Origin of the sequence: Geminocystis herdmanii PCC 6308, assembly GCF_000332235.1 — a bacterium.
Taxonomy (GTDB): domain Bacteria; phylum Cyanobacteriota; class Cyanobacteriia; order Cyanobacteriales; family Cyanobacteriaceae; genus Geminocystis; species Geminocystis herdmanii.
The window spans coordinates 330,269-344,657 of the sequence record NZ_CM001775.1 but is presented as its reverse complement, the minus strand read 5'-3'; the positions used below and the strand labels follow the sequence as shown (position 1 = coordinate 344,657).

The following is a 14,389-nucleotide window of genomic DNA, read 5'->3' as shown; positions in this document are numbered from 1 at the left end:
TTTGATGAGGTACAAAAATTGTCGTCGAAAGGCAATAGGCAAAAAAAATGTACCCCATAATTTTAAAAAACGCTATATAAATTTTTAATCCTCTGCTAATCTGACTATGATAACAACTTAATAAGTTCTTGTTTTTTCATTTTTGAATAACCAGAATAACCCTTTTCTTTTGCCATTGCTTTTAAAGTTTTTAATGTTAATTTATTAAAATCTTGAGCGTTTATTTCTTCTATTTCATTAGATTTTGCTTCAGATTCTCCTGAAGAAACTGAAGATTTAATATAAAATACTTCTTTAAAAATATCTAGTTTTTTCCCCTTAGTAATTCCACATTTTAAATCAGGAATTTTTGCTAAATTTTCTTTCCATAAACTGCGATTAGCTCGATCGATTCTTTCTGTAGCAGTGGCTATATTTACCCCAACTAAAGGATTAATAGAACGTTTAATTAAATAGTCAAGTCCTAATTTTATTTCCTCTCTTGAAGCAGTCGCTAAATCAATTTTTGCTATTTTTTCTTGTGCCAAAATTTTCGCTGATTCTTCCGTTATTGGAGAGTCATCGGCAATCAAACACCAAACTTTTTTAAGCCCTGCTTCTTGGGCGCAAACAAAAATAAAACTATTGGCAATTACTTCATATTGATCTGAATCAATTTGTTTCACAACTAAAGGAATCCAATTTCTTCCCTTTGCTTCATTAATTGCTTTAGCCCCATTATTAATTAAAAAAGGATGGGTTTCTATGGGTTCTTTTAATTCAATTTCATCTAAATAAAGATGTAATAATGTTCCGATTTCTTGTTTCATTAGATAAAATATTCCCTTACTAAATCAGTATAATATTCACGGGCTTTTTTACTGGTAAAAACCGCAGGACGTTTAGAAAATGATGCAGAGGCAATATGAGCATAGTTAGGCAATTCAAATATTTCTAAATTTTTTTGAGCATTGGTATATTTAGGAAAGAAAAAGGGTGTTAAGTCCATTTGTTCTTCTATTTTAGCCTGTTTAATAATATCTGAAATAGCTTTTTGTGCTTGTTGTTTGGCAGCACTACTAATTTGTTCTCCATTAAAGAAAATAGGTAAAGGAAAAGGATTTCCTAATTCTGCTTGATAGGTGCGACGCTTTTCTCCTATAGACGGAAAAATTTTGGTAATGGCTGAAGCGGCATTTTTGAAGGAGGCAATGCCATTATGTTTAGAAGGTATCAGCACCACATCAGAAGCTGCGATCGAATCTTTATTAAAAAATTCATTTCCGGGGGGAGAGTCAATGAGAATATAATCATAAATATTTCTCAAACTCGATAAAGATTTTCTTAAAGTGCCAATACCTAAAGAATTAATAGTATTTCGATCCATTTCCAAAAACTGATCATCAGCGGGAATAATATCAAAGCCGAATACTTTATTATTAGCTTTTAGTCTATAGGTAGAAATCACATCTTTAATATTTTGATTTTTGTAGTCTAAAAAAAATTCTGATAATTTGAGGGAAGGGGTTTTAAAATCAAGTAAATCAGATAAATCTTTTTGATTGGGATCAAAATCTACTACTAACACTTTTTTATTAAAGCCAAAAGGGGCAGGTAATGATAAAACTCCTGCTAAATTAATAGTTGTTGTAGTTTTGCCTACTCCTCCTTTATTGTTATACAAGGCAACTGATAAGGCTTTTTCGGGTTGATCAATATATTTTTTGATCAGTGCTATTTTCTCATCAATATTATCAAGAGTTAACAGGATATTTTCTGTATAAGGATAAACAACTTTCCCATGACGGCGAAAAAGTTGAATATAATTGCCATTAGTTAAAATTGCCCAACGAACAGTTTTACAATTAGTAGCACTGGGAGCTAAATAACGCTTTAGTTGTAACACTGCATTATGATAACTTTTACTACCTGTAGAAATATCTAGCATCCTTCTTTTTAATTCGATAATCAAAAATGGATTCGTTTTACTGTGAGCAAAAATATCGGTAGTGGTGTTTTTTCTGACGGCTAAATCAACTTTCTGTGCACCTTTACCCGTAGGACATTGGATACAAAACTCATTACCTTCAAAATTCCATGATGGTAATAAGGCAGGAATAATAAATTGGGTTAGTATATCACCTTCAATGGCTTCGGAAGATAAGGCTAACCATGTTTTTTTGAGATTGGATTCAGTCATAAAAAGTATTTTTATTTAGACTTTTAATTGATCATGGGTATTACCCACACTATATAGGATCATAGTACAAGTATTTTTTCCCCCTATATTATCTATCAGTAGAAAAAACGGAAATTATGCAGTATTATGTTGTAGAGATTTGAAAGTAAATCATCCATTTCCGCCATTTAACGCAGGGTTTTTTCAAAGTCGCAGTAAAATTGTTTTTTAGTGGCTTTAGCAGACTTTAACTGTTAGCTTTGTCAATTTATCGCAAAGCGGTTTATTGGTGAAAACCATTATTCCACAATGAAATAAATGATCTTGTTGGCGAAACAAATCTTAACCTGTATTAATTAGAAATAAAGCAAATTATGAAGATGAGACAGGTGGACAAGTGGACAGGTGGACAAGTGGAAAGATGCCAAAATTATCAATATTTGTACATTTTTTTCACATCAAACGGATACATAATTCGTTGATTTTGTCAAATTTTATGTAACAAAATGTTTCGCCAACAGACTCATAAATTTCATTGCTAATAGCGTAACTCTACGGGCATTGAGTTAATAATTTTTGATCATGGATCAAATATTAACTTAATCCCTCGATGGCGGGATGAAAATAAAAGGCTAAAGCAATGACAACATAAGTCGCCAGTAATAAAACTCCTTCTAACCAATTTGAGTTACCATCAGAACTGATAGAGTTGGCAATTAATACCGATACTGCTACCGCTACCAATTCAAAAGGGTTGAAATTTAAGTCCATGGGTTGCCCAATTACCCAACCTGCTAAGACTAAAACTGGTGCTACAAATAGCGCTATTTGTAAACTCGAACCCACCGCCACAGACACCGATAAATCCATTTTATCTTTCATGGCAACGGTTACAGCCGTAGCGTGTTCGGCGGCGTTACCAATAATCGGTAAGAAAATTACCCCAGTGAATAAAGCGGGTAAGCCTAAAACTTCTGTGGCTTTTTCTAAGGATTCTACTAATAATTCTGATTCTACGGCAACCCCAAGGGTGACGATTAATAATACTCCTACCCACAGCACAAGATTTGGTTTATGGGGTGCTTCTTCTTTATCTTCATTCTCGTTTTCTGCCATACCTACATCATATAAGTAGGAGTGGGTTTTCATGGAAAAAAGTAAGGTTAGTAAATATACACTAATGAGTACGATCGCAACTCCGATGGATAACCGTTGTATGGTAATCTCCGTTAATCCTGTAGAGGTATATTCTACGGCAGTGGGCAAAAGTAGGGCGATGACGGCTAAATTCATGGAAGAAGCATTTAAACGGGCGGCGGTTGGTTGAAAATTTTGCTCTTTGTAGCGCAATCCTCCTAAAAACATGGCAAATCCCATAACTAACAGTAAGTTACCAATAATTGAACCGCTTAAAGTCGCTTTAACTACTTGCACTAAGCCACTTTTTAAGGCGATAAAGGCTAAAATTAATTCAGTAGCATTACCAAAAGTTGCATTTAGTAAGCCTCCCAAATTAGGTCCTAATACTACGGCAATTTCTTCGGTAGCTGTTCCCATAAATCCAGCTAAGGGTATAATAGCAAGACCTGCGGTAATAAAGATAACGGCTTCACTCCAATGAAGGAAATGCCCCACGATCGAGATAGGTATAAATACCAATAAAATGGAAAAGATCAGATTTTTGTACATATTTTAGACACTTAGCATGATTAATAATCATACACTTTCTTTTTATAAGATGATCAAATTTATTTTATATAACTTTACTTTTCAATTATTATTTATCAAGTTTATTTTCAAATATTGTTAATTATAATAATTTATAAATATGGATGATTTTAAGTTAAAAATAACTCGAATTTTATTAATTAGTAATGGTCATGGAGAAGACTTAAATAGTAGTTTAATTGGTGATGCTTTAAGCTCTGTTAAACCTAATTTAACTGTTGATGCTTTTCCTATTGTGGGAGAAGGAAAATCTTATATAAAAAAAGGTATAAAAATAGTCGCACATCTTAAATCGATGCCATCAGGAGGAATATTTTATCTCAATATTATTAACTTAATTAAAGACTTATTTTCTGGCTTAATTGGCCTAACTATTCAACAAATAATTACCATTACTAAAATTAAAAATAATTATGATTTAGTTATCGCTGTGGGAGATATTGTACCACTTTTTTTTGCTTATTTAACAGGTAAAAAATATATCAGTTTTCTTGTGGCTAATTCTAGTTATTATGAGGGTAAATTAAAACTTCCTTTCTTAACTAAATTACTACTTCGATCGAACCGTTGTCAACTAATTTTTGCTAAAGATAAATACACCGCTCAAGATTTACAAAATCAAGGATTTACTAAAACAATATGTGTCGGTTATCCCATTATGGATGATTTGAAACCTACAGGGAAAAATCTTGAATTATGTTCCGAAAAAACCATGATTGCTTTACTTCCGGGGAGTCGATTACCCGAAGCCTTGAGAAATTTTAGTTTACAATTAGCGGTATGTGAAAAATTAGTCAACATTTCCTCTGAAAATTGGCAATTTCTGGGTGCATTAGTACCAACTATTACAGAAGAAGATTTAAGCAATATTGAAGGTTGGGAATATGACTCAGGAGTTTTAAGTAAGGAAATTGACGGGAAACATATCACCGTGAAGGTTTATCATGACGCTTTTGCGGATATTTTATTACAATGTAATCTTGTCTTGGGTATGGCAGGAACTGCTGTAGAACAGGCTGTGGGCTTAGGAAAACCAGTAATACAGATACCGGGAAAAGGTCCTCAATTTACCTATCGATTTGCTGAAGCACAAATGAGATTGTTAGGCAGTAGTACAATTACGATGGAAGAAAATAAGGATAATCAGGTAATGTGTGAAAAAACCGCTTATAAGATTATAGAAGTTTTAGACGATCGAGAATTTTTAGAGCAGTGTGTAATCAATGGTAAAGAAAGAATCGGCACTACTGGTGCATCCTTAGCTATGGCAAAGGCGATTATTATTAAAGATTTGCCCTTTCAAGGTATTAGAAAACTTTAATGAAAATATAGACAAATATTGAGTTGTAATATTTAACCTGAAGATAAAATATCTGTAGGTGTTCCTATTATTACACATGATTTACCTCAGTGAACCATAAAGAAAATGATGAAAACTAGACAGGTGGACAAGTGGACAAGTCGAATGGGAGAAAAATTCTTAATATTTGATGTACTTTTGAGAGAATTTTATTCATTCACAAGAGATACAATCTTCCTGTCTGCCTGTCTGCCTGTCTTCCAAGTCAGTCCTCATCTATTTCTATAGTTCACTCAGGTATGATTTAGGCTCGATCGCGCAGCACCACTTTTAGTGATCGAGAAAATGTCTTGATATTGGCTCTTATACGCTGATTGTTAGATAATGGATAAAAGAAATTTTTTATAGATGACTTATATCATGAATTTAACCGAAATTTTATATTTAGAAATTCCTCATCCTAATCCTGAGATAGTTTGTCATTGGTTACAGAATACATGGCAACCCTCTCAAGGTAAAAAAAATCATACTACTGATGGTATTGTTTTAGAATTAGCTGATAATCATGAGTTGTCAGTTTTTATCTGGACACTACAGCGCACTACTTATCTAAAAATGTTTCGTTGGGGTGAAAAACAAGTATTTGTAGAAAATAAAATAAAACGAGAATTAGAAATAGCTATTAATCAACAATTTCCGACTAATTATCCTCTTTTACCTGAGATTGATTTAGAGAACAATTCGATATTTTCTGCCTTAGAATCTTATTATCCTAATACCGTTAAATATTTTCAAAAAATGCCTCAAGGAGAATATGATTTAAAGAGAGTTTATTGGTGGGAAAAAACTTGGCGAGAAAGTGTCAAAAATAAAGTAAAAACTAATAACCCTAAACAAGTTTTATTTAAGGATGAAACCACTGGAAAAGCTGACTATGATATTGTTTATGTGGGAGGAGCTTTAGGTGCTATCCATGCCTGTTTAATGGCAAAATTAGGTTATAGTGTTCTTTTAATTGAACGGTTAAAATTTGGTAGAATGAATCGAGAATGGAATATTTCTCGTCAAGAATTTCAGGTTTTAATTGATAATGGTTTATTTACTAAAAAAGAATTTGAATCGATTATTTCCGCAGAATATAAAGACGGTTTTAGTAAGTTTTTTGATGCTAATAATCCTGATAATTTAAAAGCTCAAGTTTTACATACTCCCACGGTGTTAAATATTGCGATCGACACCACTAAATTATTAACTTTATGCGGAGAAAAATTAAGAAAATATGGTGCGCAAATTTGGGAAGAAACAGAGTTTAATCGAGGTACTATTGGTAAAGATTTAGTCACCATTAACACCACCAATTTAACCACTGGAGAAGCAAAAGAAATTAGTGCAAGATTACTAATTGATGCCATGGGTACAGCTTCCCCCATTGCGTGGCAAATGTCAGGAAATCAGGCTTTTGATAGTGTTTGCCCTACCGTTGGCGCCGTGGTGGAAGGTTTATCACCCGAAGTGTGGGATATGGAATATGGAGATGTACTATTTTCCCATGGAGATATATCCAGAGGCAGACAACTTATTTGGGAGTTATTCCCCGTTGAAGATAATAACGTGACAATTTATCTATTCCACTATCATCAAGTTCACCCTGACAATCCCGGTTCATTATTAGAAATGTATGAGGACTTTTTTAGTATTTTACCTGAATATCGCCGTTGTGATCTGGATAAATTAATCTGGAAAAAACCCACTTTTGGTTACATACCGGGTAAGTTTACCATCAAAAAAAACGATCGAAAAATAGCGCTCGATCGAGTATTATCCATAGGAGATGCCGCTTCCCTACAATCCCCCTTAATTTTCACAGGATTTGGCTCATTAGTGCGAAATTTAGGCAAATTAACCAGCTTATTAGATTCTGCACTTAAATATAACCTCCTCGATGGAGAATCTCTTAATCAAATTCAAGCCTATCAAAGCAATATAGCGGTAACATGGTTATTCTCCAAAGGAATGATGGTGCCTACCCATAAAACCCTACCACCAGCAAGGATTAACTCTATGTTAAACACTTTTTTTGGTTTACTAGCAGATGAACCAAAAACCGCAGAAGTCTTTATTAAGGATCGCACAGATTGGTTAACATTTAACCGTTTAGCCCTAAAAGCGGCGAGGAAAAATCCACCTCTGTTATTATGGATATGGCAAATGGCAGGAAGTGCTGACATATTTCGCTGGTTAGGTGCGTATAATGCCTTTACCCTTGATGCTTTGAAAAATTTATTATTCAGTGCATGGTTTAATAGTTGGCTTGAAAAACAAAATTCATGGCTACCGAAATCTAACCCCAAATTATGGTTTAAATTACTCGCCTTTAGCTCAACTTTGCATCGAAAATCTTAATTGTGCCATTTGATAGCAAAACTGTATTTAAGGTTTGCTGAAAAAGTTTTTTGATGAGGGAAGGTATTAGGTTTTAGTTAAATAATGAAAAATCAAGGTTTTGAGTCTTTATGTAACCTGAATGAATCATAAGATTTTTGATGCTGTAAAGGTGTCAGGTGTCAGGTATCGGAAAGGGTTAAAGAATTGACAAAAAATATATCCTAATTGATTTTTTTATCTTCAATTCTTTGATCGAATTATATAATCTTCTGAAAATTACACCTGAAACCTGCAACCTGCAACCTGAAACCTGCCCTTATCAAACATTCTTGCATCGAACTGAGGTTTATGTAATGTGTATGCCAATAAACTGATTCTAAAACAATAACTAAATTATTCTCTAACAAATGATACTTTTTGATCACCTTGCTTATAATTGTTAAAGAAAACTGTTTCTATAATGTCATCATATTTACTCATAAAACACTCATTTCTAATCTTTTTCTTTTAGGAATAATCTCATTAGAAATATTCCAATAATTGGATGCTTTATCCATATTATATTTCATAAATTCTAGCTCTATTTTTGCTAATTTTCTCACTTCTAATCGGTTAATGTTCACTTCTAAAACCTTAATTATTTCGTCTCCAATTGCCTTAGCTAACATGGGAATAACTGCGTTGCCAATTTCTCGAAAACCATGCCAAATTGTCTCATGAAATAAAAACCAATCGGGAAATGTATGCAGTCTTCCCGCTTCTCTTACTGTAATACATCTTGGCTGATTGTAGTGGATTGGACGAGCGGCGGTGTAAGCCCCTTTATCTCTGGCAGTTCCAGCCCTTAGAGTATTACACAATCCTGTAGGTGAAAGTTTCAAGAAACGACTGGTTTTTTCTACTTCTCCTTGAGGAGTATTTTGAAAACGTTGTTTTGATTTTTCTGTATGGTTTGAGCCTACATGATTATAAACGAAATTATCTCTTTGTCGATCACGAAGTGGCGCTGCGCGATCGTGACATAATCGATAAATACCTTGAGGTTTTAAAGCAAAATTACGTCTAAATCCTGAATAATCGAGCTTATTTGCGTCTATACCTTCATTTTTACCGATAAAAGCAGGAATATTGCTTAAATCACTGATAGTATTCTCAACGTCATTATATTCCCCTGTTTCGAGGGGATAGTTAACGAGAGGCATATCATGACGACTACCCATGAGGATAAGACGTTTTCTCTTCTGGGGTGCGCCAAAAAGACTGGCATCGAGAATTTGAATGGGTTTTGCGATGTGATAACCCAATAACTCAAATTCGTTGATTAATTCTTCTAAAAATTGTTTATGATTACCAACAGCGATACCCGGTACATTTTCAAAGACAAAATATTTTGGTTGCAAATCTCGAATCACTCGCACATATTCAAACACTAATGAATTACGAGGATCATCTAATTGCCGTTTCCCCATGAGAGAAAACCCTTGACAGGGTGGACCTCCTGCGATTAAATCAACTTCATCAATGCCTTTATCTTGCAAAATCTCTTTTAAATAGTCAGTGTTGAGATGGTTTATGTCTTGACAAATAGTATGAGTGTAGGGAAAATTCAAATGATGAATTAAGGCATGAATAGCGTCAAATTCTACGGCAACGACAACATCGAATCCAGATGCTTCTAAACCTAATGACATTCCTCCACATCCTGAAAAAAGGTCGATCGCAATTGGTCTTTTCATTTAAAATAAAAAATATAAGTAAAGTTTGTAATTATAGCTTTAGTGATAATTTTATATGGTAACTTTTAAACATGAAATTAGGTGAAAATATTATTATTCCCACTGCTAAAATTACCCAATATTTATTAATATATAGAGAGCAAGATGATAAATCAAAGTTTTTAGCACAAGCAGGATTTACATTGACAAATCCAGAACAATTAAAATCTGCTATTATTCAATTAACTAAAGACTATGATGCCATAGAAGATAAAGTTAATGAATATGGTATATTTTATCAAGTATCAGGGGAATTAAAAGGAATAAATAATTACAATTTATCTGTAATTACGATTTGGTTAAAACGAAAAATAGATGATCAAATTCAGTTTATCACTTTGAAACCAAAGAAGGAAAAAAAATGATGATTAAATTATATCAAAGAGTCTGTTTAAATAAAGATTTTCCAGAATTTGAATTAAAAAAAGGAGATATTGCCACTCTAATTGATACTGTACCTCATCCTGAAGGTGGAGAAAATGGATATATTTTAGAAATATTTAACGCCATCGGAGAATCAGTTAATGTAATAATAGTACCTCAAAGCGCAGTTAATTCTTTAGAAGAAAATCAAATTTTAACCGTACGAGATTTTGCCTCAATATAATTATAACCCACATTCCGCCCACCCTATATTGATGGTTGCTATTAACAGGCTCGATCGAACTTATAATTATACTTTAATGATTAATAAATTAGTATAAAATAGTGTCAAAAGAATTAGAAAATTATGAGAAAAATAAATGGAATTAAAAACTAGAATATGGGAAACAGTGGAAAAAATGCCCGTGTCTCTCCAAGCGGAATTATTACATTATGCGGAGTATCTTCAAGAAAAATATCATCAAGAAAATTTGACACAAGATAAGTCTCTCATAAAAAGTCATATGGACAAATTAAAAGATACTTGCGACGACTCTTTAAAAGATATTGATGATGAAGATTTTTTTTCCTTAGCAGGTTTATGGCAAGATAGAGAAATCTCGATCGAATTAATTCGTAAACAAGCATGGTTGGACAGAAATAAATGATACTCTGTGATACAAATATTTTGATAGAGTTGTATAAAAATAATCCTCAAGTTATTGGTGAATTAAATCAAATTGGAGTCAAGAAATTGGCTATTAGTATTATTACTCAAAGCGAGTTATACTATGGTGCTATTAATAAAGCGGAGTTAAATAAAATCAAAAAACATTTAACATCAATTCGTATTTTACCCATTGACTTAAAAGTGTCAAATCAATTTATCCAACTCATGGAAACATATTCCCTCAGTCATAAATTAACTATCCCAGATGCTTTAATTGCCTCAACCGCATTAATTTATCAATTCGATTTATACACCCTCAATCAAAAAGATTTTCGTTTTATCGAAGGCTTAAAATTATATCAATCCATTAAATAATGTAGCTTTGAGAAGCTAGATGCAACCCAACAAACCTATTTTAATAAAAGTTTGATTATTTAGTCTTATTTTCTCTAATTTCTTTTACTAAAGATACGATTTCTTCCATTGATAATTGTTTTTCATCTTCTCCTAATTCATCTATTTTTAGCCATAAATTGTTAAGAGTTTTTTGTGGTTTTACTAACTGTTTAATATACTGATATAATTCTGTTAATTTATCTTCGGGAATGTTATCAATTTCTGCTTTAATTAAATCTACGATCGACATAAAATACCTAAAACTAAAGTTAATATACACATAAAATTATAACAAAATTAAATCAGCAAATAAATTATTAATCTCTAAAACATTTTCAACGATCGAACTTAACACATTAACAACCACACTATTACCGAATTGTTTATAAGCAATATTGTTACTATTACTAATAATAAAATCATCAGGAAATCCCATAATTCTGGCACATTCTCTCGGTGCTAATTTTCGGATTTTACCATTAATTAAATAAATACCAGTTTTCGCCCCAATACCGCCACCATAAGCCGATAACGTGATAGCATGACCGTATTGGTGATAAATTCTTTCACCCTGCCCACCTTTATTAATAGTACCAATTCTAATCGGTTTTTGCGGATAATTACCTAAAATATCTCTAGTTATCTCTAAATTTTCCTTAATTTTTATATCACTTCTATTAATTATAAAATCTTTAGTTTCTGAGTCATCTAAACAAAAATCTATTAAACTGGTTGCCTTACTATAGCTATTCGGAAAAGCAAACTTTTTGACTTTTAAATCTTTTCTAAAACCTAAAATATAGATTCTTTCTCGCTTTTGAGGTACACCAAAATTAGAAGCATTTAAGACTTGATAAAAAACATCATAACCAATCTCATTTAAAGTATTTTCGACAACTTTTAAGGTTTTTCCCTCATCATGCCTAGCAAAATTTTTCACATTTTCTAAGATTAATAATGACGGTTGATGATATTTAGCAATTCTCACTATATCAAAAAATAAAGTACCCCTAGTATCATTAAATCCTAATTGTTTACCAGAAATACTAAAGGCTTGACAAGGAAAACCTGCACACAAAATATCATGACTAGGAATCTGATTTTCGGGAATTATTGTTATATCTCCTTCAGGTAAAATACCATAATTTTTTAAGTAAATTTCTTGACAATGTTTATCCCATTCAGACGCAAAAACACATTTAGCACCATAATAACTTAATACTTGATGAAAACCGCCAATTCCTGCAAATAAATCGATAAATTTTAGCTCTTTTAAAACTTTCATTCACTTATTTTTAACTCAATTCCCTCACTTATTGATTCTAAAATATAAGGTTTTGCATTTTGTATTTCTACTAAGTCGATCGAAAAATCTTCTGCTATTTCTAATAAAAAACCCACTGCTTTAAAATAATCTTTTTCTGATAAATTCCAGACAGCTAAATCAATATCAGAATTAAAATTCATCTTCCTATAATCTAATAAAGAGCCGAATAGAATAACTTTACTCACTCCATAATTTTGCTTTAAAAAATCAGCAGATTTTCTAGCAATTATCATTCCTTTTTCTCGTCTTTGTTTCATTAATCTTAAAAAATTTTGTTGATTATTTTTTTTGACTAAAATATCTTCAATAATTTCTTGTTTTTGAGTATCTGTAAGTAAATTTGTCATTCTTAAAAAGTTTCGTTGGCTAAACAAGGAGGCATAGCTAAGGGAGGCTTGAATATTCTCTAATTGTAAATCAGGATACTTTCTTAAAATTTCTTCGATCGACATATCATTAGCTAACAATTTGATTTTATTTTATGACATTATCTATTTGCTCGATCGAAATCTCCAAAGCCTCTGCAATTTGCTCATCTGTTAATCCTAAATCTTTTAACTTTTGAATAGCTTTTTCGTTAATTTTTAAGTGTAATTTTTCTTTATATTTTTTTCTATTTTTTTTTCTTTTTGCTCATTTTCTCTTTTATTTGAACAAAGATTTATTTCACCAATTTGCACGGGATTAAATAATTTAGAGTAATTATTCGCTATTCCTAATCTTTCAATAGTTGCTTTTAAATTTGATTTATTTATATCTTCTCCTAATGCCTCTGAAAGAATTTTCCATAACTCATAAGCCTTATCTTTTGTATGACCATTAGTACAACAATATTCTTCAGCTATATCGGCATATTTTTGTCCATTTAAAACTCCTTTTAATATCGATAGCTGTAAATTATCAAGGTGTTTTCCTGTTTGAGAAACTAACAACTCATCTAAATAATTAATTAACTCTTGGGTTTCCATAAAATGTCTAATTGACTAAGTTTAAAATTCCGTCTTTTTCCGCTAAAATCCGCCTAAATCTCATAAAAAAATAGCCGTCTTTTTCCGCTTTACATATATTCTATATTATTTCATTATAGATATTATAAATCTTAAAAGAACATTAAACTTTGTATATAAAGGAAAAAATATAGATATGAAACCCCATGAAAATTGCATAGAATTTGAATTAGACGAAGAAATTTCAGTAAATAATGGAATTATTCAACGTATTGAGTTTTCTAAAATCCAATGTACTTTAAGTTTAAGAAACAAAGGAGAAAGTCCCATTAAACCGAATATAGATATACTTGTCTTAAATGACCAAGGAGTAACTATATGGGCACAAAAAGAAGCATGGGTTTTTAACTCAATGAAGCCAGGAGAAAAAGAAGTCAAAAACTATAAATTTTCACCATTAATGCCAACAGTTTTAAAACATAGTAAATATGCTCAAGACTTCGATGAAACTCCTAAATGGATTTTATTTGAGATTAATAATTAATTTTTAAAATAACAGAATGTAGGTTGGGTTAAACGAAGTGCAACCCAACAATAGCCGATGTTGAAAATCATTACTTTTGTGAAGTGTTGGGTTTCGTTACCTCAACCCAACCTACAATTTTATGAGATAATAAAAAAAGAATGAGATTTAATTAATCAAAACTTATGCAACCGACAACTATTTATTTACCTACAGAAACGCAAAACAAACTAGAAAAAATATGTCAGGAAAAAGGAAAAACTGTTGCTGAAGTAATCCAAGAAATTGTTATTAATCAAATAGAAAATCAGCCGAAAAAACTACCGAAATCCATGGGAATGGGGGCGAGTGGTAGAGGTGATTTATCTTCTAAAGTTGATGAATTATTATGGACAGAAAAATAATAGCAGATACCAGTGGTATTATCGCTTTTTTAGATAGAGATGATCAATATCATTCTTCAGTAGTAAAAATTTTTCAGCAATATCAAATTTATGTACCTGTTACGGTTTTACCCGAAGTTGACTATCTCGTAACTAAATATTTAGGAGAAAAAGTAGCGAGAAGTTTTATTGAAGACTTAGGGGAAGGATGTTTTGAATATTTAGAAATCGATGTAGAAAACATTTATACAGTAACTAAATTAATGGCAAAATACAAAGACTTACCTTTAGGCTTTGTTGATGCCAGTATAGTTGTTTTAGCTGAATATAATAAAATCAAACAAATTTTAACTTTAGACAGGAGACACTTTAATTTAATTCAAACTGAAACAGTAAATTTTTTTCATATATTCCCATAGCCTCGCAATAAATTG

At 31.7% G+C, this 14,389-nt stretch carries 17 protein-coding genes; 9 read left to right on the top strand and 8 right to left on the bottom strand.

The window, feature by feature from the left end:
- Positions 1 to 104: 104 nt before the first annotated feature.
- The 3 genes from SYN6308_RS01790 to cax form a co-directional block, all read right to left on the bottom strand.
- Positions 105 to 809, bottom strand: coding sequence for a Rho termination factor N-terminal domain-containing protein (locus SYN6308_RS01790; RefSeq protein WP_017292718.1), 705 nt, complete (start codon positions 807 to 809; stop codon positions 105 to 107).
- Positions 809 to 2,179 (bottom strand): ParA family protein, encoded by a 1,371-nt coding sequence (locus SYN6308_RS01785; RefSeq protein ID WP_017292717.1) that lies wholly within the window; start codon positions 2,177 to 2,179, stop codon positions 809 to 811. Before SYN6308_RS01785 ends, SYN6308_RS01790 begins: the two co-directional genes overlap by 1 nt.
- Positions 2,180 to 2,752: 573 nt before the next feature.
- A complete protein-coding gene (gene cax, locus SYN6308_RS01780; RefSeq protein WP_017292716.1) occupies positions 2,753 to 3,847 on the bottom strand; it encodes a calcium/proton exchanger in 1,095 nt (364 codons plus the stop codon).
- 139 nt (positions 3,848 to 3,986) lie between these two features.
- On the opposite strand from cax, the gene SYN6308_RS01775 reads away from it, so the two are divergent.
- Positions 3,987 to 5,207: a lipid-A-disaccharide synthase-related protein gene (locus tag SYN6308_RS01775; protein WP_017292715.1), complete on the top strand. Its 1,221-nt coding sequence runs from the start codon at positions 3,987 to 3,989 to the stop codon at positions 5,205 to 5,207.
- 399 nt (positions 5,208 to 5,606) lie between these two features.
- The gene (locus SYN6308_RS01770) at positions 5,607 to 7,589 is read left to right on the top strand and encodes an FAD-dependent monooxygenase (protein ID WP_017292714.1); all 1,983 of its coding nucleotides are present in this window, start codon (positions 5,607 to 5,609) and stop codon (positions 7,587 to 7,589) included.
- Positions 7,590 to 8,047: 458 nt separating this feature from the next.
- Here SYN6308_RS01770 and SYN6308_RS01765 read toward each other — a convergent pair whose 3' ends face one another.
- Positions 8,048 to 9,307: a DNA cytosine methyltransferase gene (locus tag SYN6308_RS01765; RefSeq protein ID WP_017292713.1), complete on the bottom strand. Its 1,260-nt coding sequence runs from the start codon at positions 9,305 to 9,307 to the stop codon at positions 8,048 to 8,050.
- Positions 9,308 to 9,378: 71 nt separating this feature from the next.
- On the opposite strand from SYN6308_RS01765, the gene SYN6308_RS01760 reads away from it, so the two are divergent.
- From SYN6308_RS01760 to SYN6308_RS01745, 4 genes are all read left to right on the top strand, one after another.
- Entirely contained in the window at positions 9,379 to 9,711 is a 333-nt protein-coding gene (locus tag SYN6308_RS01760) for a DUF6883 domain-containing protein (RefSeq protein WP_017292712.1), read from the top strand.
- The gene (locus tag SYN6308_RS01755; RefSeq protein WP_026101859.1) at positions 9,711 to 9,953 is read left to right on the top strand and encodes a DUF4926 domain-containing protein; all 243 of its coding nucleotides are present in this window, start codon (positions 9,711 to 9,713) and stop codon (positions 9,951 to 9,953) included. Before SYN6308_RS01760 ends, SYN6308_RS01755 begins: the two co-directional genes overlap by 1 nt.
- A gap of 136 nt (positions 9,954 to 10,089) precedes the next feature.
- Positions 10,090 to 10,377, top strand: coding sequence for a DUF2281 domain-containing protein (locus SYN6308_RS21460; RefSeq protein ID WP_017292710.1), 288 nt, complete (start codon positions 10,090 to 10,092; stop codon positions 10,375 to 10,377).
- Entirely contained in the window at positions 10,374 to 10,754 is a 381-nt protein-coding gene (locus tag SYN6308_RS01745) for a type II toxin-antitoxin system VapC family toxin (protein ID WP_017292709.1), read from the top strand. The genes SYN6308_RS21460 and SYN6308_RS01745 overlap by 4 nt, the downstream gene beginning before the upstream one ends.
- A gap of 55 nt (positions 10,755 to 10,809) precedes the next feature.
- Here SYN6308_RS01745 and SYN6308_RS01740 read toward each other — a convergent pair whose 3' ends face one another.
- The 4 genes from SYN6308_RS01740 to SYN6308_RS21455 all read right to left on the bottom strand — a co-directional run bounded on the left by SYN6308_RS01740 (position 10,810) and on the right by SYN6308_RS21455 (position 13,070).
- Entirely contained in the window at positions 10,810 to 11,025 is a 216-nt protein-coding gene (locus tag SYN6308_RS01740) for a hypothetical protein (protein ID WP_017292708.1), read from the bottom strand.
- A gap of 36 nt (positions 11,026 to 11,061) precedes the next feature.
- Complete coding sequence (locus tag SYN6308_RS01735; RefSeq protein ID WP_017292707.1) at positions 11,062 to 12,060, bottom strand: DNA cytosine methyltransferase; 999 nt, start codon at positions 12,058 to 12,060, stop codon at positions 11,062 to 11,064.
- On the bottom strand, positions 12,057 to 12,569 hold the full coding sequence (locus SYN6308_RS01730) for a DUF433 domain-containing protein (protein ID WP_237741244.1): 513 nt from the start codon (positions 12,567 to 12,569) through the stop codon (positions 12,057 to 12,059). The genes SYN6308_RS01735 and SYN6308_RS01730 overlap by 4 nt, the downstream gene beginning before the upstream one ends.
- Positions 12,570 to 12,686: 117 nt before the next feature.
- On the bottom strand, positions 12,687 to 13,070 hold the full coding sequence (locus SYN6308_RS21455; RefSeq protein ID WP_017292705.1) for a hypothetical protein: 384 nt from the start codon (positions 13,068 to 13,070) through the stop codon (positions 12,687 to 12,689).
- A gap of 175 nt (positions 13,071 to 13,245) precedes the next feature.
- Here SYN6308_RS21455 and SYN6308_RS01720 point away from each other — a divergent pair, with 175 nt between their 5' ends.
- The 3 genes from SYN6308_RS01720 to SYN6308_RS01710 all read left to right on the top strand — a co-directional run bounded on the left by SYN6308_RS01720 (position 13,246) and on the right by SYN6308_RS01710 (position 14,374).
- Positions 13,246 to 13,593 (top strand): hypothetical protein, encoded by a 348-nt coding sequence (locus SYN6308_RS01720; protein ID WP_017292704.1) that lies wholly within the window; start codon positions 13,246 to 13,248, stop codon positions 13,591 to 13,593.
- A gap of 164 nt (positions 13,594 to 13,757) precedes the next feature.
- Positions 13,758 to 13,976 carry a hypothetical protein gene (locus SYN6308_RS01715; RefSeq protein WP_017292703.1) on the top strand — a complete coding sequence of 73 codons (219 nt, stop codon included), beginning with the start codon at positions 13,758 to 13,760 and terminating at the stop codon, positions 13,974 to 13,976.
- Positions 13,961 to 14,374, top strand: a complete 414-nt coding sequence (locus SYN6308_RS01710) for a type II toxin-antitoxin system VapC family toxin (protein WP_017292702.1) — start codon at positions 13,961 to 13,963, stop codon at positions 14,372 to 14,374. Before SYN6308_RS01715 ends, SYN6308_RS01710 begins: the two co-directional genes overlap by 16 nt.
- Positions 14,375 to 14,389: the final 15 nt, after the last annotated feature.